Genomic DNA, 23,860 nt, shown 5'->3' on the forward strand with positions numbered 1-23,860 from the left:
TGTTTATATGAAAGACGTAGTTTTTATCGAGTTAGTCCTCGAAAATTGCGAATCAATTGAAATTGTAGCGGAGCATATGCGTGAGGTCCGTATTTCCGATATTACACGCTCAATCCGTAGAATCGCATGTAATAGCGTTAGTGAAACGGTCGTTTGCGAACATTTTTTCGCAACAATTGAACCGCAGGCAAACGTAGGAACGGCGTATACGTTTTGGAGCGGAGATACTGCTTCCCCATTCGGACGTTTAACAGAGCACAGCGATATCACAGCGTTAAGTATCCGTTATCGCGACGGCAGTTCCGAGTATATTTACGTACCGTGGGGCGGCGACTACGACTATATAAACGATTATCAGCGCGTAGTTCTAAATGATGACGGCAGCCTTACGATCACTATTGACGCGAAGGAGGACGCAATATGAACGCTATTCAACTAAACGAAAATTTCCGCTTAACCGCAGACAGCGCGCAATTCATCGTCAAGCAACGCAAACTCGTCGATCCCACGAAAGCGCCCGGCTACAAACCGGAGGAAAACGCATCGACTCCGGAATTAAAAGAACGCTGGGACGACGCCGCCTACTATCCGCTCACATCCGCCGGCCTAACCGCAGCGCTCGACCGTGTCCGTATGAAGTCGGCTGCCCTATCGAACGCGACGACGCTCACCGAATTGATGGCGGCATTGTCACTGTGTTGCGGTTATAGATTTCAAAGGGTCAATGAGCGCAGCCTCACCAGTAGTTAGTACCACACAAGGTAGCAGCATGCTATCTAGCTCTAATTTTGTCCAGCTCAGTTGGCCAGCTGTTGAGAATGCAAGAGGGTATGCTGTATACGGCAGGGCTAATGGAAGTATGAAATTGCTTGCAGTTACGGCCTACACAACATGGGTAGACACAGGCAAGCCTGCTCTGGTTGATTTGCCGACAACATTGAGTGAAGTTCCGCCACCACTCCCGACACGGAATTTACTTGTGGCACAAATTGAGTCAGGCGGTGGAACAAAGAATTTAACGCTAGATAGACCTGTGGAAGTCAGTATGGACAACGTAACTGTATATCACGATGACACTATTCCTTTGCAAGTTGCGTTTGACTTTGCAGCATCGCGCTCAAAACAGGTGGCTATACCTGACGGATTGATGAGGATCTCACAGCCACTGCAGCAGGGAGCTATCACTGTAATTGGCAACGGGGATACCTCTGAAATTAAAACGTTGCTGCCTTTTATCAATGTCATAGAAAGTAAGATGACGAACAACCCAAAACTGTATGATCTAAAAATAAGTGGAAGTGGTTATGGACTGCAGCCTGTTAATACTTTGGAAGACCCGATACTTGACGGATCTGGTTGCGGGATTATCTATGCCGGAGTTAATAAAGGGGTTATTGAAAATGTGCTGATTGAAAACTGTGGGGGCGATGGTTTTACTTCCCACAAAAACGGAGTATCAGGCGTATGGCTCACATACGGTTGTAGCAATGTAAAGATTTACAGCTCATACGCTAAAAATTGTCGTAATGGATTTAATGAGGATGATTATTATGGCCGAAGCTCGTATTTCAATACAATGAAAGACTGCGAAGCAACAGACTGTCGTTTTGGTTTTGTGACCGACTGTACGACAGGAAAGGGTTTTAAACTTACAGACTGCCGATCCGTAAGATGCCTGTATTCGGGCGTTGACATAAGTAGGACAAATGGAGCCAGGCTTGTCGGACATTACTTCGAGGAATGCGGAAATACGGGGCTTCCTGGAGTCTTTTCTGCTGCTCTGGCGGTTTACGGTAATGCCAATGATCGGGTAACTGATTTCGTGGCGGAAAGTTGCACATTTGTCGATAACTACTCGTATGCTGCGCAATTATCTCGCCATACGTACGATTGTAAGTTTAAAGATTTTAACATCCGCGGCTGTAAAAATGATGGAGCTATTTTGGTTAAATCCTCAAGATATTACCACTTAGAGGACATCACAATCGCGGAATGTGTTGGGCATGGCGTAAGAGGTTATCCGGAAGTACTCGGCAGCGGAGCAGTAGCGGAAACGGTAGGTATAGATTATGGAACATTTAAAAACATAACTATACACAACTGCACCAAGCACGGAATATACCTTGATACAGCTGAACATTGCATTTTTGAAAGTATTATCTTGAATCGGACTGGAACAGAGAATAAATCTTTGTACGGTGGACTCGTCTTTGATAAGTCTTCAAGAGAAAATATTATTAGTATGAACTTAATGACGGATGTGGGCAGATTTGGTGCAGGTTCACTTGATGAGGGAACGCGGTACAATATCATTTCAGGCAACTTTTCATACCACAACAATGGAGGCATTTCATCTTTCGGTTTTGTCTCTCCGAATCAGTTTTGGATGCCAAACGGTAACGATCGTGCATTAAGTGATGCCCGAGTAACCGGCGCTATAGATTTCAGAACATCCAAAGGTCATCTTTACATTGATGAGGTATTTTCGGGACAGCCGGACGGCACGACAGCTGGAGAGATTAAGATCCACACAACAAATAAGCAGTTACTTGTAAATGTCGATGGTAGCTGGTACAAAACTAACTTGATTCCAATTTAAAACACAAGAAAAAAGGAGCTGTACCATTTAAGGTCCTGCTCCTCCCATCATCAACCTTTGAGCGATTGTCTGAATTCTACAGCTTTTCGAAGTGCCGCGCGTTCATGGTAGTTGAGAGGTATGTGCTGTATTTGTGCTTTCTTTTTCTTTTCTTTCATGAATGCAGCAACTTGTCCTATACCAAATTTCAATAAATTTTGCCCAACTATCATTGTAAATAATACAATAGATAGGTAAAAGGTCACTCCTATTCTAAACTTGGTTCGTATCATATTTGCAAAAATATACAAGAAGAGAATGCAATCAAAAAAATAAAATGCTTGAAAGAATACGTTGATGTAGCGGAGAAAAAAGACGTTAACAAGTATTGCCGTCAATACTATTAGATCGATTTTTGAAATTGTGTTCAACTTATTATCTACTCCGGTCATTAGTAGTGAGTCCTCCTACCTAGTTCTGTTATCGCTGATACGAATTGTATCACCATTTCGGTAAAAAGGTAAGATTGATTATTAAAAAAATAATACGAGGAGGTGCGCTGTGGATACCGCACTCATAAACGCTGCTCTTAAGGACGGTATATTTGCCGTCCTTTTTGTTGCGCTCTTTTTGTATCAACTACGCGAAGCTCGGCGCTTGTCAGACGAGGCGAAAGCGCGCGAAGAACGCATTCAAACAGAAGCACGCGATCGTGAGGTCCGCATCCAAGACGAAGCAAAAGATCGCGAGGACCGCTTAATGACGCTCGCGGAAGACTTAACGGCACGCTTTGAAACACTCGCAAGTCAGTACGAAACTTTGGCGCTCGATGTTCACGATATCAAATCGGTAGTAAACGGAAGGGAGGGGACGCGATGAAGATCGTAATTGACGCAGGCCACGGTTACTATACGCTCGGCAAACGGTGTCCCGACGGTTCCATGCGCGAGTGGGAGTTTAATTCGGTCGTTGCGAATTACGTTGCGCAAATGCTCGCGGCTTATGACGGAGTTGAGACGAAGTTTACGCACGATACAACGGGCAAGACGGACGTTATGCTGAGTGCGCGAACGAAGGCCGCTAATGCTTGGAGCGCCGATATTCTCGTATCTATTCACGCAAATGCCGCGGCAGGAACGTGGGGAATTGCGGAGGGAATCGAGACATTCGTATATTCTACGAAATCAACCGCATCCGTTAAGCTCGCGAACGCGGTACAGGCGCAATTAATCGCTAGAACCGGCAGAAGAAATCGCGGAGTTAAGACGGGCGACTTGCACATGGTACGCGAAACGAAGATGCCGGCAATCCTCGTTGAATGTGGCTTTATGGATAATCGCGAAGAAGCCGCGCTACTTAAGACCGATGCTTACCGCCGCAAATGTGCGGAGGCAATCGTTGCCGGCATCGTTGAAGTTTACGGATTAAAGGAGGCGGCTGACGTGCGCGTAGATAAAGCAAACGTAGTCATCGACGCGAAGAAAGCGAAGGACGGCGTATTAATTGACGGAACAGTCTACGTACCCTTGCGCGAAGTTGCGGAGTATTACAGCGCAGATATCGCGTGGGATACCAAAACGAAGACAGCGACTATTACGACGAAAGGGGCACGTTAATATGTACGAAATTGGCGTAGTTGTAGCGGTAATTATCGCGATCGGAGAGTTTGCGAAGATGTACGTTGACGCGAAATGGATTCCGCTATTATCGATGGCGCTCGGGCTCGTTGCGGGGCTTTTGTATATTCCGCATGAGACGGTTGCGGACGGAGTGATGACCGGAATTATGGCGGGTCTTGCTGCGTGTAAACTGTATGATATCGGTAAAGGCGCGGTCAGTAAGGTGAAAACCGAATAATAATGACGCCCACCAGCGGAGTCTTGCGTATAATAACGTAGGACTATCGTAGGTGGGCTATTTTCTTTTTATAGTGTAAATGTTACAATTTGTATACATTAAATGGGCGGTGATCAGCGATGGGTATCGGAAAGGATTGGGAAGTCAAAAAGGACGTAAGCGTAACAAAAAATAAAGTAGAGAGCGAACCGACTAACAAGCGTAAAGGGTACGCAGGCGGTTTTATATTCGCACTTATCGGCTGGGTCTGTGCACTTATCTCGTTCTTACCGTTTACCGCGTTTATTGCTGCGCTCGGTATCGTGTTCGGCTTCTTATCGTACAAATTGGAGAAGCGCGAGATACAAGGCATCGTCATTATGATTATTTCCGCTGCAGGCGGATTCTTCTAAATTTATTCGGACACGCATTTAATACAAGCCCGGCTGCATACGCTGGGGTAAAGCGATCGCCTAACGCGATTGCGCTAGGGAGCGACCTGGAAACGGGTGGCTCCCTTTTCGTCGTTTATAGGCGCCTACAACGTCCAAAAGTCCGCAGCTTTCACGTCATGTCCACGTTTTCTGAGCGCACTAATTACCTTGACCATCGTATTCGGATACGGATTAACCTCACGCCCATTCCCCGCGCATAACTTTCCGACTTCATTGCGGCTAAGGCCCGTCCACTCTTCGAGATCCTTCTGTTTTATTCCGCGCTTATCAATGTACGCGCCTAGCTTACTCCGCGGCTTTCCTAATCCCATGTTTATCCACTCCTTTTACTATCAAGTGTGGACAACTCTATGAAAATTAATTCAAAACTGTGGTCATTTTGGTCAAGCGGTCCGCCATAACATCAAACATACGTAAAACGTAGGAGGCGATCGCAACATGACGATGAGCAAAACGCTACTTAAGAAAATGGCCGGAGAGGTTTCGCAACCAATTCTCGGAGGACTACTCGCTGATTACGCGCAGCAAGTTACTGACGCGGATGAGGTAACGGAAGAACTCGCAGCGGCAATCGAAATACTTTCCGCAGAGTTAAAGTCGCGTGTAACTGGCGCATCTAATTCGCAACGCTCGCGCAGATCACGCGCTAGGAAAACGGAAGAAGTAACGACGGAGACTAAGCCGGAGTTAAATACACCACCGCAATTCCGCAATGGAGTAATAGGAAACAACGAGGGAGGTGCGCGAAATGAAAGAAATTAAACCAAGACCACATTGTGTTAAGTGCGGAGTGACTTTAAGTTCGATGGGATACTGTGATAAGTGCGCAAATAAATAACTGGATAGGGCGTGAAGTGAATGAGTAAGTTCGTGAGAAAGGGCGTTAACTTTAACGTTGATAACGCACATCAAAACGAATTATTAGCGTGGGTGATGACGGAGAGTGCGAACAATTTTAGCGGATATGTAAAGACGGTTTTATACGCGGCAATGGTAAATAAAAAAGCCGGGTTATACGCCCGACTAAACGAAACAGTTAACGATCGCGCCGATAGTTCCACCGATGATTAATCCGATTACAAAAGTCATTAACGTTCACTCCCCGATAGTTTTGTCGTTATTATTACCGACATCGAAAGGATTGATACACGATGAGTAAAACGGAAGTACTCGATTGGAACGCGTGGTCCGCCGGCAATGTAGTCGCTAAGAATAAGCGCGATTATAAGACGGTAGTTGCCGCAGCTTCAACCGTACATTTAACGCTATTGCCCGCGACTGTATTCGCAGCAAGTGGCGGAGCTGATACGTGGAATAACGTATTTCACACCGTATTAAATATGGCGGATTGGCTCTGCGTTGGCATCATTACGTTTAGCGGAGTTACGTGGATGTTCGGCAACCGTACGAAGGCGCTTGAGTTTATTATGGGCGGAAGCATCGGTTACATTATCATTCGGCACGCGGTCGATATCCGTAATTGGCTTAAGACCTTATGAGGAGGCGGACGATATGATCGTAAGAATTAACGGAATGATTGCGGATACTAACCCGGTTGAGAATAGCGTAGCCGGTAAACTCGTTGAACTAATCGCGAACTCACTCGGCAACATCGCGTCAGACTTCGGTGCCGTGCTCAGCGAACTGTTCCGCAGCGGTATCGCACTCCTTAACGCTAACTCAGCGGAAATCATTACGCTCGGTATCGTAACGTGTGCAGCCGGCATGATGGTGTCTCCGCTAGTCGGCGATAAGAATCCGTGGATCGGGCGATTGTTCACGACGTTTTGGGTCGGCGTGATTTGGCGCGTACTTATATAGAAGGGAGGGTTAAGTATGCGCGTCGTCTACCGTATTATTCCGCACTCTTCCGTACTTAATTCAGCGTCGCGTAATTTCCAACGTTCACTATACGAATTGTTCTCCGTTAAGGAAACGAAGAAGCTCCGTTTATTCTCGCAACCGAGTCCGGACTTCTGGTGGCTTACGCGGCTGTCAACGGAGTCCATCGAATATTACTGCGCGATGCCGCCGGAGTTCGCCGATGCTTTCCGTATTAAGTTCCGCAATCACGAACAATGGCGCAAATCAACGCTCGAACTCGTCGATGACTTTGCGTTTCCGGACGCAATGGATACGGATCTATACGCGCTCAAGTATCGTCGGCACGATATATTCTCGCTGGACTTTCGGTATAACGAACAGCATACGCCGGTTCGCGATTTGCTCGGAGTCACGAACGAACTGAGCGCCGGTGACGAAGTTAACGTATTTATCCGCACGGAATCAATCGCGCGGAATAAATGGAAGAAACTCGCCGACTACGCGTGGGAAACGTGGGATAGAGGCGGCGTCCCGTATCGGCCCGGCTTCGATCCGTTGCGTGCTCTCCGTACACTCGGCGGCCTTCTCACGCACGTATTTTACGAAGCGAAATCGCTAATCGACGATGTACTTATCGGCATCGAGCGGACGTTCTACCATAGCGCCGCAAATACACGTAAAAATAACGTGAAATTAGCGCTTCCGAATCCGGACCGTGCCGAACTATTGGTTAACGGTGAACTCTCTAATTTGACGCGAAATAAACGTAATTTGCCCGCGTTTAATACGACGATAAGGTACACGGTAACAGCGGCCGATCCGATTAAGCGCGGAATGCTTGCGCGGTCAGTTGCGAATGCTTACGGTGAGCTGGCGGGCGATAATCGGCTCGAACCCGTTAAGATAAACGTTAGAGGGCGTACCGAAATCGGATGGAATATGCGCGAGTTTAATCCGAATATGATGAGCGTTGATGAGGTCGGCAAGCTAACGCAATTACCAACGGCGGAGCTGCAGGCGGAGTTTGCGGACCAATTACGGTCAAATCGGCGCATTGAAATCGAGTTGCCGGCAGCATTCCGTAATGAGCGCGGCATATTAGCGGGAACGGCGACGGATAGGGGTGCGACTCTTAGCGTTCATATTCCGACGAATCAACCGGATAAACTGTTCATGCCTCGCGTAGTTAACGGGTCGCCGCGCATGGGCAAGGATCAGCATATCGTTAATCTAATCGTAGAGGCTAAACGCAAGCACGGTATCGGCGCAGTCATTCCGGATTTTATCGACGAGCAGAATCGGGATAGCTCCGGTAACTGGCGCGGCATGGCTAACGCTGTGCGCGATCACTTAGAGCCGGACGACGTTATCGATATTAACCTGGCGGATACGAGTTATGCGCCTTACTTCGGGCTACAATCGATATTCCGGAATATTAGCGATGAGCGAGTTGCGGCGGACGTGATTGCGGAGTACTTGACGGATTTCTTACTCGCGGATGGTGACGAGGATAAATTTCAGACGGCGGACTTTACGCGTTCAGCAGCGAAGGTGTGTCGCGGTGACTTTACGGATATGAAGGCGATGTTTCAATCGGGCAAATTCCGTAAGGAGATGATCGCCGAAAACGAGCACCTATTCGACATGGATACGTGGCGCGATTTCGATAAGATGACGGAAGGGAAGCAGGGGCAGATATACGGGCCGGTCTTGCGGCGGATTAGTCAAATTACGGGGAGCGAGTTTCTCAAGCCGATGTTCGCGCAATCAGCCGATAAAGCGATGGATCTGTACCGTTGGATTAGCGAAGGAAAAGTCGTAATCATACGTTGCAAAATGCCGGACGGTATTCCGATGCCGGAGCGCTTAAAGGAGATACTCGGTTACTGGCTCGTCATGCTAACGTTTCTTATTAAATTAGCGCAGGATGGGCGCGGTGCCGGCACGTTCCTCGTGCTCAATGAACCGCATCAATTCTTATCGCGCGGACTCGTACACTTTACAAAACGGATGCTGCGGGAGGGTCCGAAGTATAAACTCGCGCCAATTATTGCGTTCCATGATTTCAGCGCGTTCCAGGCGTATCCGGGCTTCGTCGATACGTTACTCTCCGCGTCCGTTAATTGGCACCTGTTCCGTAATACCCATCTCGATACGTATAAGCGATTGCTCCCGTATCTATCAAAAACATTCGCCGATCCACAATCTGCGTTTGAGGCAACGAAGCAATATCAATTTATAGCGTGCTGGCTCGTAGAGGGCGAGTATGCGCCGCCATTCGTATGTGACGCGCTCCAACCGATCGGCAAACAATATAGTACGGCTGATAACGCGAAACTCACGCGGGATCATGCGCGATTGTATGGGCGGCCGATATCGGAAGTGTTGGCGGAAATTAAACAGCGAGAGCGCGCGTATCGTTAGCGTTTTGCGCAAAGATTCCGGAATGATCACGTTCTCGAAGCGCGAGATATCGAGGCCGAGATACTTACGCATGAGTATCGCAGCTTCTGGCGCGATAAACGCCCATCTTAGCGTCATTTGACCGTGATAGCCGCGGCACTGATACTTCGCGTGTATTGCGTCAGGATCGCGCGTTAATTCGTAGACTTTGATTCCGCGGCTTCGGAACTGGCGCTTAATCTCCGTAATGTCGTGCGTAGCTATATTCATCGCGAGTTCGATGTTCTCTATGTATGGCTCGGGCGTCTTAAGCGTTTCGCGCATAACCGCGTTAAGACGAGCGGAAGAATAACGTGATATTTAACGAGCGTCCGTTCATCGTCGGTTATCTTTGCGGGTATCGTAGCCATTCGTGGTCATCTCCGTTTTGCGAACATATATTCGTATTATATACCGAGTTAGCAAAGCGCACAAGGCGCCTCTGTATTATACGTTGACACCGCGTGTCGATACGTGCTATATTTTTTCTTGCGTAGTTGAGGCGCGCACGGATTTAAAACGACGCACCAAACGGTGAGCCTAACGTCAAGCATACGTAAAGCCTACCGTAAGCCGTCCGAAAAATCCTTGCGAATCAATCGGAATATTACGCACAGGAAAAGCGGGTAAAACCGCGCCAAATATGCGGTCGTGGCGGAATTGGCAGACGCGCACGGTTCAGGTCCGTGTGGGCTAACCCCCGTGGAGGTTCGAGTCCTCTCGACCGCATCCTATCCAAACAGGCTTCCGGAATACCGGAAGCCTGTTTTTGTTGTACATTGTCGAGTTGATAGGCCTATACTCTTCCATTTTATAGAAATGTTGTTCTTAATTATGAATAAGGATTCGCATATAATGAATGTGAGATTAAATACGGTTATACAAGGGGCTTAGTATGAAGAAGATCAAAGTATTGATAGCAGATGATAATTCCTTTATTCGCGAAGGAATGAAAATTATTTTGTCCAGCTTTGAGGATTTTGATGTTGTGGCAGCGGTCGAGGATGGCGCACTAGCTGTACAGTATTGTCAGCAGCATGAAGTGGATGTCGCCCTGCTTGATATTCGGATGCCGAATCTGAATGGAGTCGAAGCCACAAGAAAGATCGTACAGCTGACACAGACAAGACCGCTCATATTAACGACGTTTGACGATGATGAGTTTGTCTTTGAGGCGATACAAGCTGGAGCTAGAGGATATCTCCTCAAGAATAATGATCCAGAGCAAATCCGAGATGCGATTAAGAGTGTGAACCGGAATCATCATGTGCTGCAAGGAGTGGTACTTGATAAGATCAAGTCAAGCTTACTAAGCTCTAGCCACCCAACTTCTGCCGAGCAGCAAACGATCCCTGAAGCTGTATCCATCCCGGGCCATACCGATCATATAGACCGCAGTTTGTTCACAGACCGCGAATTGGATATCATGGGCTGTATTGCAAAAGGGCTGTCCAATAAAGGGATCGCCAAGAAGCTTTTCTTATCGGAGGGAACGGTGGCTAACCATATTACTTCTATATTGAACAAGACGGGACTTGCCCATCGAACACAAATTGCCATATATTATTTAACCGGCGAAGTGCGGGTTTCTGATGAAGAGCTTTAATTATTATGAATGTTGGATGGTCGGCTGCAGGCTGATTCTGCTTGTCTATATTTCAGGCACGGTACTCAGCGCTGATCAAGATCAGGGATGGTTCATTTTTTCTGTGCTGATATACATATCTCTTAACTGTATGATGCTTATTCTAAGGAATAACCAATTTACACTCCTCCTTCATGTATTATCCATAGGGTGGATTGTCGGATGTGCAGTATATATTCATGCTTCTTTTCTGCTGCTCCTGGCGATCAGCTTATATGAGATATCCATTTTTCTGCAAAAGCGTTCGGTGTATCCGGTTCTGTTCTTTCTAGTAACCATGGGTTTAGTGCCAAGCTCTATTCTGTCTCCCTATTTCGTCACCTCTGCACTCATATTTCTAGCTTATTCTGCCGTCAGGCACTATAAAACGGTGGTGGACAGTCAATTCGAGAAATACGAGTCAATCCAGGCTGATATGGGCAGACTGAGGCGCTCCTTGCAGGAGAGTCAAGAATTTCTTAAGCAATCGGAATATACGTTCAAGCTGGAAGAAAGGAACAGATTGTCACAGCGCATTCATGATGAGGTTGGTCATTCGATGGCTGGGGCACTCATTCAGATGGAGGCAGCCAAAACCATGCTTGTCAGTCATCCTGTCAAAGCGGCAGAGCTATTGGACAATGCGATCGGGATTTCAAAAGAAGGGCTTGAACAAATCAGAGTGACGCTGAAAGATATGAAGCCAAGGCCTGAAGAAATGGGGATAAATCGGCTGCGGCTGTTTATCGATGAGGTAAGTGCGAAGCATGCCATTCATATGTCGTTTGTACATAGCGGTGATCTTGAGCATATCACGCCTCTGCATTTTCGAATCATACAGCAAAATATGATGGAGGCCATAACGAACACGATTAAATATGCGAGTGCGGATCAGATTCATGTTGAAATCCAGGTGCTTAATCAGCTGATCCGGGCTGTCGTTTCAGATAATGGAATCGGCGCTTGCCGGATTGTTAAAGGGCTCGGCATCTCCGGAATGGAGGAGAGGGCTGCAGCACTGGGAGGGACGGTTGTCGTGGATGGCACAGATGGTTTCCGTGTGATTACTCTGCTGCCACATGGACAAGCGTCGGAGAATTCTCATCTTCGTTCTTCATGAAACTTCTCATATCAAAGGATGAACTTATGCACTGTTATAGGTTCATCCCTTTTCTTTATGATATAGAAAGAAAAAGCAAGCAAGATTCAGGGGAGTGGGAGTGGTGAACAATGAACGTTCTGGAAATTGAGGGACTTACCAAAAAATTTGGGGATTTCGTAGCCGTAGATCATATGAATTTAAAGCTTCGTGAAGGAGAAATATTTGGTTTTCTCGGGGCCAACGGTGCGGGAAAGAGTACAACAATTCATCTGATCTCTTCTCTGCTCCGTGCATCCAAAGGTGAAATTCGTCTGCTCGGTAAAAATATTGCTAAAAACAGCAGGTTTGCCAAGATGAATATTGGTATCGTACCGCAGGATATAGCCATTTATGAGAATTTGACCGCATATGAGAATGTTCATTTTTTTGGAGGCTTGTATGGTTTAAGGGGAAAAGATCTGCAAGAGAGGTCTTTGGAAGCACTGAATTTTGTCGGACTCACGGATAAGGCCAAACACTATCCTAAAAATTTCTCGGGCGGAATGAAACGCAGATTAAATATTGCCTGTGCCATAGCTCATCAGCCGAAGCTGATCATTATGGATGAGCCAACGGTGGGCATTGATCCCCAGTCCAGAAGCTATATTCTGGATTCTGTCCGCAAGCTGAACCAGATGGGCTGTACAATCATATACACGAGTCACTATATGGAGGAGGTCGAAGAGATCTGCACCCGCATCGCGATCGTAGATCATGGTAAGATCATCGCGGAAGGAACGAAGGAACAGCTCACATCAACTATTACAGACACAAAGGATATTTGGATCGGATATAAGTCGGATCTTCCACTCGATATCGAGTCTTTGCAGCAGATTCACGGAGTGATCGAGGTGACGGCAGACGATCAAATGATTCAAATCCGGTCTAAATCCGAAGTGAACAATCTGAATCAGCTGATTTATCAATTAATGGCCCATGAAGTTGAGATTCGCTCAGTAGAAGAGCAGGCTCCTAACCTGGAAACCGTATTCTTAACCTTAACAGGTCGTAAATTGCGGGATTAGGGGGGATAAGATGAGCGTTATTCATATCATTCGTAAAGAATTGCTGACAGAGTTAAGAGACTATAAGACGTTTATATTCATGATTGCCTTCCCCATTGTTCTCATGCTTATTCTTGGGAGTGCATTAACGAATGCCTTCTCCAGCAATTACGAAATGGACTCTTTGAGCTTGATGTATACAGATCATACTAGTGAAGAACTGCTAGACGCTTCCTGGTTAGGCTTTATGGATGCGCTTGAGCTGGAAGGTGTGACGATCACAGAAGCAACAGAAGAGATCAATGGACAGACGGCGGTTCAGGTAGATCAGTATACCGCATATGCAGAGCTGACTAATGAAGGGATACAGTATTTTGGTAATCCGTCTGATTCCATTGAAAATAATATCGTCCAGGGCATGCTTACCGCTTTTGTGGATCAGTATAATCTCATCACAGCAGTAGGGAAGTCTGATCCAGCGGCGCTGAACCAAATTATGGACGCAAAATACGCCTATGGCAGCTTCATTCAGGAGGTCGGATTAATCCCGGATAAGCAGCCCAGCTCCGTAGATTACTATGCAATTACCATGTCTACGATGATTGCCCTCTACAGTGCATTATCCGCAAGTTATTTAATTCGAGGCGAAGTGTCTCGGCGAACTCATATTCGTTTGTATGCTTCGCCCGTTTCCAGAAAAGCAATATTCACTGGCAAAATATTGTCATCCACGTTGATAAACTTTTTATGTGTTGCTGTGGTTGTGTTGTTTAGCAAATTTGTCTTCCAGGCAGATTGGGGCTCAAGCTATGTTGCCGTATTGGCACTGTTATTCACTGAAGTTCTTCTCGCGGTCAGCCTGGGTCTTGCTTGCAGCTATCTGTTTAAAGACGGAGCAAGTCATGCCATTCTAATCATTATCATCCAAATTGCCTCTTTTGTTGGCGGATCTTATGCCCCGATCCATACAGATAATGGGATGTTTAGCTATGTGGTTCAGCTCTCCCCTATTTATTGGGCTAACCATGCACTCATGCAAGCGATATTTGCAGGTAATGCACCAGCCGTCATTCCAGTTATCGCTCTAAATGTGGGAATCAGTGCTCTCCTGCTTATGTTTTCCGCAGCATTTATGCATAAGACAGGAGGAGAATAGAATGAGGGATCTACTATGGCTGACGAGAAAAACCATAATTAGCGTGCTTCGAAAAAAAGCGAACATTTTTATATTGTTGATTCTTCCTATAGCAGCGGCATTAATCAGTATGGCGATTTATGGCGGAGGCAGCGGTGCTCCTCTGCGGGTGTCCATCGTTAATCTGGATGGAGAGCAGAAGATCACACAAGACACGATCTCTTTCATAGAACAGCTCAACAAGGTTCAGATTACTGTTACGGATGAAGAGTCCATGAAAAAGGATATTGCAGCGGGAAATTCAGATACTTCGGTGATCTTTAAGCAAGGCTTTGCTGCAAGTGTGCAGAACGGCGCCCCGGATCATATCGAAATGATATCTGTAAAAGGAGCCGAGGTAACCGCCTATGTTAAATCCATGCTTCACAGTTATATCAGCAATGCGGCAGCGATTGCAAAATATGCTGCAGGAGATCAGGAAATATTTGAGTCCCTCTACGAGGAATACAGTAGTCAGAGCTTTAAACTCTCTTCAGTTAAGGTAGAGGATAGCGCAGCTGTTAAGAATGCGACGTACCAAACGATGGGCTTCCTCGTCGCTCTAATGATGTTCTCCTCGGTGAACCTGACTTCTTTTATCTTAAAAGAGAAAGAAAACAGAACATTTTTCCGGATCATGGCCTCACCTATATCATCCAAAACCTACGTTTTGTCCAATGTGATCGTTAATTTTATCATGTTGTTTGTCCAGATCATCATAACCGTGTTCTTTATGAAACAAGTGCTGCACATGGATTCGGGAATACCAGCGATACAATTTGTTGCCATTCTGCTGCTGTTCGGCCTGACTGCCATCGCTTTAGCACTCCTGATCGTTTCTTTTGCAAGAGGGGCCAGAATGGCAGGAGCACTCCAAAATCTGATTATTACACCTAGCTGCCTGATTGCAGGCTGTTATTTTCCTCTCGAGATCATGCCAGATCGTTTCAGGCAGCTCTCAGGCTTCATGCCGCAATACTGGCTTCTGGAGACTGTCGACAAGCTGCAAAACGGAAATTCGCTGTCCGGATTATATTTGAACTTGCTTACTTTGATCGGTTTTGCTGCTGCACTTACAATGGTCGCAATCTATAATTTCAGTCGAAACAAAGATACAAGAACCTTTATTTAAATTCAGGCTTTCGCCTAATTCCGAGAAGAACTTCCATAATCCTGAGTTAATCGGGGTTCCTGAATAAGAGGCAGCATCCTTGCTGTCTTTTATTTTTGTTTGACAATTTGTACGTACATATTGGAAACTAGGAGTATAAAAGAACATACAGGAGGTTTGGATGATGAATATAAGCATGAATGATCGTATTGCAGAGTGGAATAAGGAAGCAAGTCAATGTCCATGCGGTAATCCGCACCGTATGGTAGACATGCATATTTGTCTGGAGGATGGGGCGCTTACGCAATTGGCTCCTTATCTAAGCAAGCAGAATTATAAAAAAGTGACAGTTGTTTTTGATGAGCATACCAAACAAGCAGCAGGAGATGAAGTCATCACTTATTTAAAAGCAGCGGAAGTCATTACTGACGAGCTCTTTCTGCTTGGAAACACCGGAGGTGAGGTTGTCGCAGACGAAGCATTTATCGTTAAAGTACTGTTAGGTGTCTCGAAGGATACAGATGCAGTCATCGCAGCTGGTTCAGGCACGATTCATGACCTTGTCCGATTTGTATGCTTCAAGATGAACAAGCCTTTTATATCTGTTCCTACAGCAGCGTCTGTAGATGGATTCACTTCCGCAGGTGCCCCTCTTATTGTGGATGGTACGAAACAGACGTTTCAAGCTATTCCGCCGGAGGCGATCTTTGCAGATTTAAGCGTTTTGGCGAAGGCTCCACAAGTGATGACGGCTGCTGGCTTTGGTGATATGCTTGGTAAATTTACATCCCTTGCCGATTGGAAAATATCACGTGATCTTGGAGGCGAGCCTTATTGTCCGCTAGCCTACCGAATGACGGAGGAAGCGCTGATGGATTGCGTTCATCACGTAGATGAGATCGCTGAGGGCAGTAAACAGGGTGTTAAAATCTTGATGGAAGCACTGATTGCTTCTGGCATCTCGATGCTGATCATTGATCATTCCCGGCCCGCTTCCGGCGGGGAGCATCATATATCCCATCGTCTGGAGATGGAGTTCCTGCAGCAGGGTAAGAAAGCGATTCTTCATGGAGCGAAGGTGGGCGTTGCATCAGCCCTGCTCTCAGATGTATACCGTGCGCTCTATGAGAGCGGGCAGGAAGAGGCATTTGATGCATACAAGGATTTGCCTGAGAAAGAGCAAATGCAGGATTGGCTCAGCCGCACCGGAGGTCCATCTACGATCCAAGAGCTTGGGGTCACCGATGAACAGCTGGAGCGTGCGATGAGGACTGCGCATACTTTAAGAGCGAGATACACAGGACTTAAATATTTAAATGAGATAAAGACAGGGCACGAGGCATAGTCGGGAAGCTACAGGCTGTAATATCAGAAACGACACGTTAAAAATAGTTAAATTGTACGTACAAATTTATAATAGAGGGTAATGAAATAGGAGTTGAAGGAGAAGAGCAAATGAGCGAAAAATATACGATCGGTATTGATTTTGGAACCGAATCTGGACGGGCGGTGCTTGTGAAGCTGTCTGACGGATCCGAAGCAGCTGCTCATGTTACTCCATATCGTCACGGTGTTATTGATGAGAGGCTTCCTGTAAGCGGTCACAAACTGGAGCTGGATTGGGCACTTCACCATCCTGCCGACTACATGGAGGTCCTAATGACCTCGGTGCCAGCCGTTGTGCAGGCAGCGGGTATAGGCAAGGAAGACGTCATCGGAATCGGTATTGATTTTACCGCATGCACGATGCTGCCGATCGATCCAATAGGTCAGCCCCTCTGCCTTAGACCCGAACTCGCAAACCATCCGCACAGCTGGGTCAAGCTCTGGAAGCACCATGCGGCTCAGAATGAGGCTGAACGGATTAATGAGACTGCAGCAGCGCGCGGGGAAGTCTTTCTTAAACGGTATGGCGGTAAGTCTTCGTCGGAATGGATGATCGCAAAAGTCTGGCAGATCCTAAATGAAGCACCGGATATTTATGAGCTTACAGATCGTTTTGTTGAAGCGGGAGACTGGGTAATCATGCAGCTGTGCGGTGAGCTGAAGCGCAGCCAGTGTGCAGCAGGCTACAAGGCGTTCTATCATCACGCTGAAGGCTATCCGGACAATGATTTCTTCAAATCTCTTGATCCGAGACTTGAACATGTGATAGAAACGAAGCTGCGAGGCGATATTCTTGACCAGGGGAGCTGCGCCGGCGGATTATCCCGGGAGATGGCGAGTGCCATGGGACTTGCTCAAGGGATTGCTGTAGCAGTCGGGAATGTAGATGCTCATGCGGCAGTTCCTGCTGTAGGCGTTGTAACTCCGGGTAAACTGGTGATGACAATGGGCACTTCGATCTGCCATCTGCTGCTCGGAGAAGAGGAGCTGGAGGTAGAGGGCATATGTGGTGTCGTCCAGAATGGTATTATACCTGGATACTTCGGCTATGAAGCAGGTCAGACGGCTGTAGGCGATATCTTTGCTTGGTTTGTAGAGAATGGCGTACCTTCTGAAGTGAAGGAACAGGCTGAAGAGGAAGGACTGACCATGCATGAATGGCTGGAGAATAAAGCCTCCTTATACAAGCCTGGAGAGACCGGTCTGCTAGCCCTCGATTGGTGGAACGGCAACCGATCCACCTTGGTTGATGCCAATCTGACTGGACTAATCATAGGCTATACGCTGCAGACGAAGCCGGAAGAGCTGTACAGAACATTACTAGAAGCAACGGCCTTTGGTACTCGTAAGATCATTGATGCATTCTCTCATAGTGGTTTGAACGTAGATATCGTATATGCTTGCGGCGGGCTGCCTCAGAAAAATAAACTTCTCATGCAAATCTATGCGGATATTATTGGCCGTGAGATCAGAGTGGCTGCTTCAACCCAAACCGCCGCTCTAGGAGCAGCCATGTTTGCAGCTGTCGCTGCCGGAGCGGACGCAGGCGGATATGATTGTATTGAAGACGCGGCGGCAAGGATGGCGAGAGTTCGAGATGAGACCTTCAAACCGATACCAGAGCATTCTATGGTCTATGAAAAAATTTATGCAGAATATAATCGACTGCACGATTATTTCGGTCATGACCCGCATTCTGTGATGAAGAAGCTGAAGTCTCTTAAGGAAGCAGCTGCCGGTCAAACTGTACGTGTATAAACAAGCTAAGAAGGCAAAAAAAGAGCATTCCTTGCAGAAGCAGTCAGCTCATGCAGGGAGTGCTCTCTTACCCATAAGGGAGATATTATGAATTCTGTTTTAAAATGATATCTGCAAAAAGAATCGATTTTGGAACTTTGAAAAATTGCTCTGCTTGATCCTGGAAAGCCGAAGAAGGCATCGTTCCTTGATGAAGCCATTTACGGAATGTTCCCGGGTGTACCCCGATCCAGTGACTCACATCCGTGACGGACAAGTCGTGAACCATGCATAATCCGGTCAAGATCCGATTACTCACTGGCGAGCGGGTAACCGTTCGCTTCATGAATCGGGATGGCTCCGGCTGACAAATGACAGGACTGTTTCTAATGACATCTTCATTAAACAAAATATGGCGCGGATAACCGAGTAATTGACATACTTTATCCAGATTAGTGCTTCCAGGAATTCGACCTTCATACACCCATGCGCTGACACTTCTTGATGAGATCGACAAATCTTCAGCTAACTGTGATAATTTGATGTCGTTTGCCATGAGAACGGCAAGCAATATACGGTTGCGAACCTGACAGCGTGTCGGCCTGCGGAATCGCTTTACGCGTACGCCTTTTCCCAGATATTTGCGGTTGATCAGAGACCACGCCTGGATCGAATGTTGTTCTTGTTGTTTAGGCATATTTCCTCCGATTTTTTAAACAAATACTACAACAAAATAAGCAGTCGTTTCAAGTGTCGACATGACCACCTTTGAAAGCATATTCATATACGAGGAGCCTTGTTAAGGGAAAATCGGACTATGAATCTGCTTGTTTTTCTCCTATTAAATGGTTGTGGAGTTAGTATAGACCAACGAAAACAGGGTAAAACCGGCTAAAAGTAGGCCTTAAGACTCAAAATTGGACAAACATTTGATTTCATAAAAATCAAATATATTCGTGTCATTCTTCCATAATCTTCATAGATTAATAGAGAGAAAAGGAAGAGGAGGAAGCATGAATGAATCCGGCATTAATCAATATGCTCCTCGGATTTGTAGGGGCATTCTTCACATTTGCGTTTGGTGGTTGGACACAGCTGCTTATCCTGTTATGTATTGCGATGGCTATTGATTATATTACCGGGGTTGCGGCTGTAATCCGTACCGGCAGCAGGCTGAACAGCAAGATTGGATTTTGGGGATTGACTCGCAAGGGTCTGATGCTGCTTGTTATTTTACTTGCACACCAGATCGATCAGTTGATTGGAACAGATGTCATTAAACGCGGGGCGATGTACTTTTATCTGGCGAACGAATTGATCTCCATTACCGAGAATTACAGCCGCATCGGGCTTCCTCTTCCCGCAAAATTAAGAGAGATCATAGAGCTGGTTAAGAAGCAGGCAGAGGATGATGAGGAAGCGGCATTACGCAGACGCGCAGAGGATGATGAAGCGACAGATACCACCGGATCAGATACTGAAGATGCAGAGCTTGAAGCAGTCAAATACGCGGTGGACGAAGATATATTAAGTCAATTTGGACCGCGGAAGGAACGTAGAGAGAATCAAGATGCAGAATCACAAGGGCCTGAGCAATAGAGGCCTTTTTTTGCAGGAATAACATATTGGACAAGGTAAAACATGAGAAACGATAATTGATTCATTTACCACTTTATTCGTGTTTATGTTATATTTTTTGTAAACGGAATCAACTCTATTAACTCATGACATAGGATAAGGAGCTATTATAATGATTAAACATATCGTTTTTTTCAAATTAAAGGACCGTTCAGAGGCGAGCATTGAGGAGACGGCTCGTATATTACGCAGTATGGATGGCAGAATTGAGCTGCTGAAATCACTGGAGATCGGAGTGGATGTCTTGAAATCGGAGCGTTCCTTCGATATTTCTCTGACCGCAGTCGTTGATTCCTTGGAGGCATTGGAGGCCTATCAGGTACATCCTGTTCATCAAGAGATTATTAAGCATATGAGTGTTGTGAAGGATTCTTCTGTTGCAGTTGATTACGAAATCTAACTTACAAAGGGGAGTAGCAGGTGGGCGATTTAAAAGATGTTATGGAAACGATGTTTTTGCTGATCGTCATTTTAATTGCATGCCCGGTAATGTTCTTTTGGCTGAAACGAAAAAATAGACGTAACTGATTACCGACGAAACGGATGTGAACGTATTGTACTATGTAAATACAGATCAAATCGAATTGCGCTTGTCAGCTATTCCCGAGATTACAGCTGGGCTCCGTCACGCACAGGACAACTGGGATGGGGGAATTATCCTCGGTTTCGTTCAGGAGCGTTCCCTGCATTTGGCCCTAGAGATTGTAACTGACGTAGGAAGTTATCTCATTGATGGATTTATTCTCAGGGATGCGAGCAGCTACGAAGACATCATTGAAATTGTTCATGAAGCAGGGGCATTTGATGAGGAGAGCTATAAGCTGTTTATGGAGCTTGTGCCGCTGCGGAAGCCGCTCGTACAGGATTATTATGCATGGGATCGGACAAGCCTGCATAAGGTAACCCGGACGCTTCCTGATGTGCTGGATCGGTTCGCAGATCAAATTCGTTTGTATCTCGAAAAAGAACTGGGACCGTTCCAACCGTCACGGAACTAGGTTTAATAGATTAAAAAATTCTAGTTGAATTAAATTTTGTAATTGTAATGGATTCACCTAGTTGGTTTGGAGGAAAGATCATGTCAGATCGTAAGAAAGACAACTCCGGATTTCATCCGGTATATATGGCCGAGCTTCTATTCAAGGATATGCCTCAGCTGAAAGAAGAGAAGCTGATGGAGGTCATGAAGCGTTTGACCGGAAAAGCAAGAGTGATGAAACGGCCTGTCAACAAGGACGCAGTGAATAAGGTTCAGAATCAAGCCGAGGCAGCAGATAAAGAGCAGGAGCTTCTAGTCATTATGCATATGGAGCATATGGTTAATTTTGAAGACGGGACCGTTCCTGCACAGACCTGCATTCTGCCTGTCACCAAGATTCAGGACAAGAACCGCTTCAAGGGTGCTGTGGAGCAGTCCTGGCATTGGAGCGAAGCAAATGAGGTTACAGACCTGTGCCAGTATCAGATTCGCATACATGATATGTTTACGGCGGCCCTGCCGCATAAAGAGCGATTGAAGCTGTTCCAGCAGGCGTTGCTCGCTATTCTAGAAGTGGCACCTTGTGAAGCGGTTTACTTTTACGGCAGTGACAAACTGGTGAATCCTTCTGCTTATGCCAAAGCGATCGAAAATGGAGATCATCTGTACGGAGCGATGAATGTAAGGCTGTATCAAGCGGGAGGCAGTGAAGCTAGACGTGAGCTGGTGATGGATACGGTGGGGTTATCCTCATTAGGGGTGCCGGATTTTCAATGTCACTTTGCTGGGATGGATCCGGATGTCGTAGCTCGTACCTTATACGGTGCCGCCTATTATATATTTGATCAGGGTGATGTGATACAGGATGGTCAGCTGCTGGGTTCATCCGGGGAACAGCGCTGGCGCTGCGAGCATCAGGAATCGCTGGTTTCACCTCTAAGATATGTAATAGATCTGGATCCAGGTGCACCCTATTACGCTGGGAACATTTCGTCCTAATCTGATCGATTTATGTACTATTGAATTTTGTTGTGTCAAGTCAGGCTCCTCCTGCTTATAATGCATTAACTAAAAAATGGGCTTTCGCCCGGTTAGCAGGAGGGTTGGAACATGATCGCATGGAGTGTAGCGCTGATGGCAGGGGCTTTTATTATCCTTGCAGCTGCAGGCGTTGTGGTGCTTATTGAAGCAAGAAGCTTGATGAAGCAGGTTAAACAGAGTGTCAGTCAGCTCGAAGAGAAAACCGATATACTCGCTGCAGATACCTCAGCCATGATTCAAGGTACGAATAAAGCGATATCGGATATGCAGGGATATCTAGAGAAGTCAGCCCCTCTCTTTGAGTCAATCGCTTCGCTAGGTACGGTACTGCAGCAGATCAGCCGCACGATGGATGAGATCAGCGTCAAGCTGTCTCGTTCAGCACACAAGCATGTGGATGGCGCACACCAGGACAATGAACAGCGCCTGGGTCAAATGTTCCGATACGTTGATGCAGCCATGACGGTATGGCACACATGGCAGCGTAACGCTCCTGCTCCGGGTGCTTCCAGCCCGCGTGAGAAGGAGTGAGCAGGCATGAAAGATACGAACAAGAGCTTGTTATGGGGTACTTTAATTGGGACGGTTGCTGGATCGATTACGGCGCTGCTGTTTGCCCCCAAATCAGGAGCTGAGCTCCGCGAGGATATTGCGGAGAATGCCAAGCTTGTTACAGAGAAGGGGCAGAACCTGGCTGAGAAAGTCAGCGAGCAGAGTGTGAGGATCGCTTCCAAAGTGAAGGAATCGACAGAAGGCTTCTTGCAAGATATCCGGGGCATCAGTTCAGGGAACGAGGTCGCTAAGGTGTCTGGGATCAGTGAACCTGCAAAGACTGAGCAGACTGCTGAAGAAGCAGCAGAGGACGATACATTATAGGCGTAAAGATTCGTAGCAAAGGCCTGACTGCCGCTCCCTGTAGGTATAGGGATGAGGCAAAAGGCCTTTTTGCGCTGAGCTTGGTTTACACGCCCATACTAAATCGGGTAATATGTAGGTACCTTTTTGCCGTCCGAAACATAGGGTAGGATGGAAAAGGGATGGAAATATGTAAAGAAGGAAGCGGTGTGTTCGTGCAACAAGCTATCGCAATATTAGATTCTGGTGTTGGGGGGCTGACTGTAGCCAAAGAAGTGATGCGTCAGCTTCCGCGGGAAAAAGTCATTTATTTTGGAGATACGGCCCGCACACCATACGGACCCCGTTCGTCCGAGGAAGTAAAACAATTTACAGAACAAATCGTAGATTTTCTTATTCAATTTGATCCAAAAGTTATCGTTATTGCCTGTAATACGGCAACAGCAGCTGCGCTGGACCATATATCGCAGAAAGTGGATATTCCGGTGATCGGTGTCATTCATCCCGGTGCCAGAGCCGCGATAACAGCTACCAAAACAGGTAATATTGGAGTCATCGGTACGATGGGTACGATCAACAGCGGAGCGTATACAACAGCACTTAAGCAGCTGTCTCCATATATCAATGTTATGAGTCAGGCTTGTCCGGCCCTTGTCCCGCTGGTCGAGCAAGGGGATTTCAGGTCCGAGCATACGAGATCCACTGTTAGTGAGTCCTTGAACGGCATGAAAGACAAACCAATCGATACCCTTATTCTAGGCTGTACTCATTATCCGTTCTTGATGGAGCCGATTGGTCAGGCGATGGGTCCTCATGTCAAATTAATTAGTTCTGCCGATGAGACTGCCAGAGAAACGAGCACGATCTTATATGACAAGGGGAAGCTCGCCATAGGTGATGAAACGCCTGTTCATCAGTTTTTTTGCTCGGGTGATCCGGTTATGTTTCAAAGCATTGCGAGATCCTGGCTTGGAGAGCAGATTCGTAATACCCCGGTCGTATGGCAAGTATCCAAATTGTAACGATTGAAGATTA

Annotated in this window: 27 protein-coding genes, 1 tRNA gene and 2 pseudogenes; 26 read left to right on the forward strand and 4 right to left on the reverse strand. The window is 46.6% G+C overall.

Annotation, left to right across the window (positions count from 1 at the left end; genetic code table 11):
- Positions 1 to 7: 7 nt before the first annotated feature.
- From PUW25_RS08470 to PUW25_RS08480, 3 genes are all read left to right on the forward strand, one after another.
- Positions 8 to 424: a hypothetical protein gene (locus PUW25_RS08470; RefSeq protein WP_090723249.1), complete on the forward strand. Its 417-nt coding sequence runs from the start codon at positions 8 to 10 to the stop codon at positions 422 to 424.
- On the forward strand, positions 421 to 750 hold the full coding sequence (locus PUW25_RS08475; protein WP_274338580.1) for a hypothetical protein: 330 nt from the start codon (positions 421 to 423) through the stop codon (positions 748 to 750). Before PUW25_RS08470 ends, PUW25_RS08475 begins: the two co-directional genes overlap by 4 nt.
- A gap of 109 nt (positions 751 to 859) precedes the next feature.
- Complete coding sequence (locus tag PUW25_RS08480) at positions 860 to 2,599, forward strand: right-handed parallel beta-helix repeat-containing protein (RefSeq protein WP_274338581.1); 1,740 nt, start codon at positions 860 to 862, stop codon at positions 2,597 to 2,599.
- A 50-nt stretch (positions 2,600 to 2,649) separates the two neighbouring features.
- Here the strand turns inward: PUW25_RS08480 and PUW25_RS08485 are convergent, their stop codons facing one another.
- Complete coding sequence (locus PUW25_RS08485; protein WP_274338582.1) at positions 2,650 to 3,030, reverse strand: hypothetical protein; 381 nt, start codon at positions 3,028 to 3,030, stop codon at positions 2,650 to 2,652.
- Positions 3,031 to 3,139: 109 nt separating this feature from the next.
- Here PUW25_RS08485 and PUW25_RS08490 point away from each other — a divergent pair, with 109 nt between their 5' ends.
- The 4 genes from PUW25_RS08490 (at position 3,140) to PUW25_RS08505 (ending at position 4,827) form a co-directional block, all read left to right on the forward strand.
- Positions 3,140 to 3,457 (forward strand): BhlA/UviB family holin-like peptide, encoded by a 318-nt coding sequence (locus PUW25_RS08490; protein WP_205053462.1) that lies wholly within the window; start codon positions 3,140 to 3,142, stop codon positions 3,455 to 3,457.
- On the forward strand, positions 3,454 to 4,194 hold the full coding sequence (locus PUW25_RS08495) for an N-acetylmuramoyl-L-alanine amidase family protein (protein ID WP_274338583.1): 741 nt from the start codon (positions 3,454 to 3,456) through the stop codon (positions 4,192 to 4,194). The genes PUW25_RS08490 and PUW25_RS08495 overlap by 4 nt, the downstream gene beginning before the upstream one ends.
- Position 4,195: 1 nt before the next feature.
- Complete coding sequence (locus PUW25_RS08500) at positions 4,196 to 4,435, forward strand: hypothetical protein (protein ID WP_274338584.1); 240 nt, start codon at positions 4,196 to 4,198, stop codon at positions 4,433 to 4,435.
- 119 nt (positions 4,436 to 4,554) lie between these two features.
- Positions 4,555 to 4,827 carry a hypothetical protein gene (locus PUW25_RS08505; protein WP_274338585.1) on the forward strand — a complete coding sequence of 91 codons (273 nt, stop codon included), beginning with the start codon at positions 4,555 to 4,557 and terminating at the stop codon, positions 4,825 to 4,827.
- Between the two features lie 125 nt (positions 4,828 to 4,952).
- On the opposite strand, the gene PUW25_RS08510 is transcribed toward PUW25_RS08505, so the two are convergent.
- The gene (locus tag PUW25_RS08510; RefSeq protein WP_274338586.1) at positions 4,953 to 5,180 is read right to left on the reverse strand and encodes a helix-turn-helix domain-containing protein; all 228 of its coding nucleotides are present in this window, start codon (positions 5,178 to 5,180) and stop codon (positions 4,953 to 4,955) included.
- 127 nt (positions 5,181 to 5,307) lie between these two features.
- On the opposite strand from PUW25_RS08510, the gene PUW25_RS08515 reads away from it, so the two are divergent.
- The 4 genes from PUW25_RS08515 to PUW25_RS08530 all read left to right on the forward strand — a co-directional run bounded on the left by PUW25_RS08515 (position 5,308) and on the right by PUW25_RS08530 (position 9,117).
- Complete coding sequence (locus PUW25_RS08515) at positions 5,308 to 5,631, forward strand: hypothetical protein (RefSeq protein WP_274338587.1); 324 nt, start codon at positions 5,308 to 5,310, stop codon at positions 5,629 to 5,631.
- A 389-nt stretch (positions 5,632 to 6,020) separates the two neighbouring features.
- Positions 6,021 to 6,368, forward strand: a complete 348-nt coding sequence (locus tag PUW25_RS08520) for a hypothetical protein (RefSeq protein ID WP_274338588.1) — start codon at positions 6,021 to 6,023, stop codon at positions 6,366 to 6,368.
- A 13-nt stretch (positions 6,369 to 6,381) separates the two neighbouring features.
- Positions 6,382 to 6,690: a hypothetical protein gene (locus PUW25_RS08525; RefSeq protein WP_274338589.1), complete on the forward strand. Its 309-nt coding sequence runs from the start codon at positions 6,382 to 6,384 to the stop codon at positions 6,688 to 6,690.
- Positions 6,691 to 6,705: 15 nt separating this feature from the next.
- Positions 6,706 to 9,117, forward strand: a complete 2,412-nt coding sequence (locus PUW25_RS08530; protein ID WP_274338590.1) for a hypothetical protein — start codon at positions 6,706 to 6,708, stop codon at positions 9,115 to 9,117.
- Between the two features lie 63 nt (positions 9,118 to 9,180).
- On the opposite strand, the pseudogene PUW25_RS27590 reads toward PUW25_RS08530, so the two are convergent.
- Positions 9,181 to 9,420: pseudogene (locus tag PUW25_RS27590) on the reverse strand (YhjD family protein); the annotation flags it as partial.
- A gap of 360 nt (positions 9,421 to 9,780) precedes the next feature.
- Here PUW25_RS27590 and PUW25_RS08535 point away from each other — a divergent pair.
- From PUW25_RS08535 to PUW25_RS08570, 8 genes are all read left to right on the forward strand, one after another.
- Positions 9,781 to 9,864, forward strand: a tRNA-Leu gene (locus tag PUW25_RS08535).
- A gap of 166 nt (positions 9,865 to 10,030) precedes the next feature.
- The gene (locus PUW25_RS08540) at positions 10,031 to 10,741 is read left to right on the forward strand and encodes a response regulator transcription factor (protein WP_047909893.1); all 711 of its coding nucleotides are present in this window, start codon (positions 10,031 to 10,033) and stop codon (positions 10,739 to 10,741) included.
- Positions 10,728 to 11,879, forward strand: a complete 1,152-nt coding sequence (locus PUW25_RS08545) for a sensor histidine kinase (RefSeq protein WP_052511678.1) — start codon at positions 10,728 to 10,730, stop codon at positions 11,877 to 11,879. Before PUW25_RS08540 ends, PUW25_RS08545 begins: the two co-directional genes overlap by 14 nt.
- A gap of 110 nt (positions 11,880 to 11,989) precedes the next feature.
- Entirely contained in the window at positions 11,990 to 12,925 is a 936-nt protein-coding gene (locus PUW25_RS08550) for an ABC transporter ATP-binding protein (RefSeq protein WP_274336916.1), read from the forward strand.
- Between the two features lie 10 nt (positions 12,926 to 12,935).
- Positions 12,936 to 14,060, forward strand: a complete 1,125-nt coding sequence (locus PUW25_RS08555) for an ABC transporter permease (RefSeq protein WP_274336917.1) — start codon at positions 12,936 to 12,938, stop codon at positions 14,058 to 14,060.
- 1 nt (position 14,061) lies between these two features.
- The gene (locus PUW25_RS08560) at positions 14,062 to 15,210 is read left to right on the forward strand and encodes an ABC transporter permease (protein ID WP_274336918.1); all 1,149 of its coding nucleotides are present in this window, start codon (positions 14,062 to 14,064) and stop codon (positions 15,208 to 15,210) included.
- A 169-nt stretch (positions 15,211 to 15,379) separates the two neighbouring features.
- Complete coding sequence (locus PUW25_RS08565) at positions 15,380 to 16,534, forward strand: sn-glycerol-1-phosphate dehydrogenase (protein WP_420799979.1); 1,155 nt, start codon at positions 15,380 to 15,382, stop codon at positions 16,532 to 16,534.
- A 110-nt stretch (positions 16,535 to 16,644) separates the two neighbouring features.
- Complete coding sequence (locus PUW25_RS08570; RefSeq protein ID WP_274338591.1) at positions 16,645 to 18,333, forward strand: ribulokinase; 1,689 nt, start codon at positions 16,645 to 16,647, stop codon at positions 18,331 to 18,333.
- Between the two features lie 85 nt (positions 18,334 to 18,418).
- Here PUW25_RS08570 and PUW25_RS08575 read toward each other — a convergent pair whose 3' ends face one another.
- A complete protein-coding gene (locus PUW25_RS08575) occupies positions 18,419 to 19,009 on the reverse strand; it encodes a helix-turn-helix domain-containing protein (RefSeq protein WP_047909888.1) in 591 nt (196 codons plus the stop codon).
- Between the two features lie 320 nt (positions 19,010 to 19,329).
- Between PUW25_RS08575 and PUW25_RS08580 the strand changes: the two are divergent.
- The 7 genes and pseudogenes from PUW25_RS08580 to racE all read left to right on the forward strand — a co-directional run.
- Positions 19,330 to 19,746: pseudogene (locus PUW25_RS08580) on the forward strand (phage holin family protein); the annotation flags it as partial.
- Positions 19,747 to 20,062: 316 nt separating this feature from the next.
- On the forward strand, positions 20,063 to 20,350 hold the full coding sequence (locus PUW25_RS08585; RefSeq protein WP_047909887.1) for a Dabb family protein: 288 nt from the start codon (positions 20,063 to 20,065) through the stop codon (positions 20,348 to 20,350).
- Between the two features lie 154 nt (positions 20,351 to 20,504).
- Positions 20,505 to 20,948: a DUF86 domain-containing protein gene (locus PUW25_RS08590; protein WP_047909886.1), complete on the forward strand. Its 444-nt coding sequence runs from the start codon at positions 20,505 to 20,507 to the stop codon at positions 20,946 to 20,948.
- An 80-nt stretch (positions 20,949 to 21,028) separates the two neighbouring features.
- A complete protein-coding gene (locus PUW25_RS08595) occupies positions 21,029 to 21,928 on the forward strand; it encodes a DUF4261 domain-containing protein (RefSeq protein WP_047909885.1) in 900 nt (299 codons plus the stop codon).
- 111 nt (positions 21,929 to 22,039) lie between these two features.
- Positions 22,040 to 22,501 (forward strand): DUF948 domain-containing protein, encoded by a 462-nt coding sequence (locus tag PUW25_RS08600; protein WP_047909884.1) that lies wholly within the window; start codon positions 22,040 to 22,042, stop codon positions 22,499 to 22,501.
- 6 nt (positions 22,502 to 22,507) lie between these two features.
- Positions 22,508 to 22,846, forward strand: coding sequence for a YtxH domain-containing protein (locus PUW25_RS08605; RefSeq protein WP_047909883.1), 339 nt, complete (start codon positions 22,508 to 22,510; stop codon positions 22,844 to 22,846).
- A 194-nt stretch (positions 22,847 to 23,040) separates the two neighbouring features.
- A complete protein-coding gene (gene racE / locus PUW25_RS08610; RefSeq protein WP_047910222.1) occupies positions 23,041 to 23,847 on the forward strand; it encodes a glutamate racemase in 807 nt (268 codons plus the stop codon).
- Positions 23,848 to 23,860 lie beyond the last annotated feature (13 nt).

Origin of the sequence: Paenibacillus urinalis, assembly GCF_028747985.1 — a bacterium.
GTDB lineage: Bacteria > Bacillota > Bacilli > Paenibacillales > Paenibacillaceae > Paenibacillus > Paenibacillus urinalis.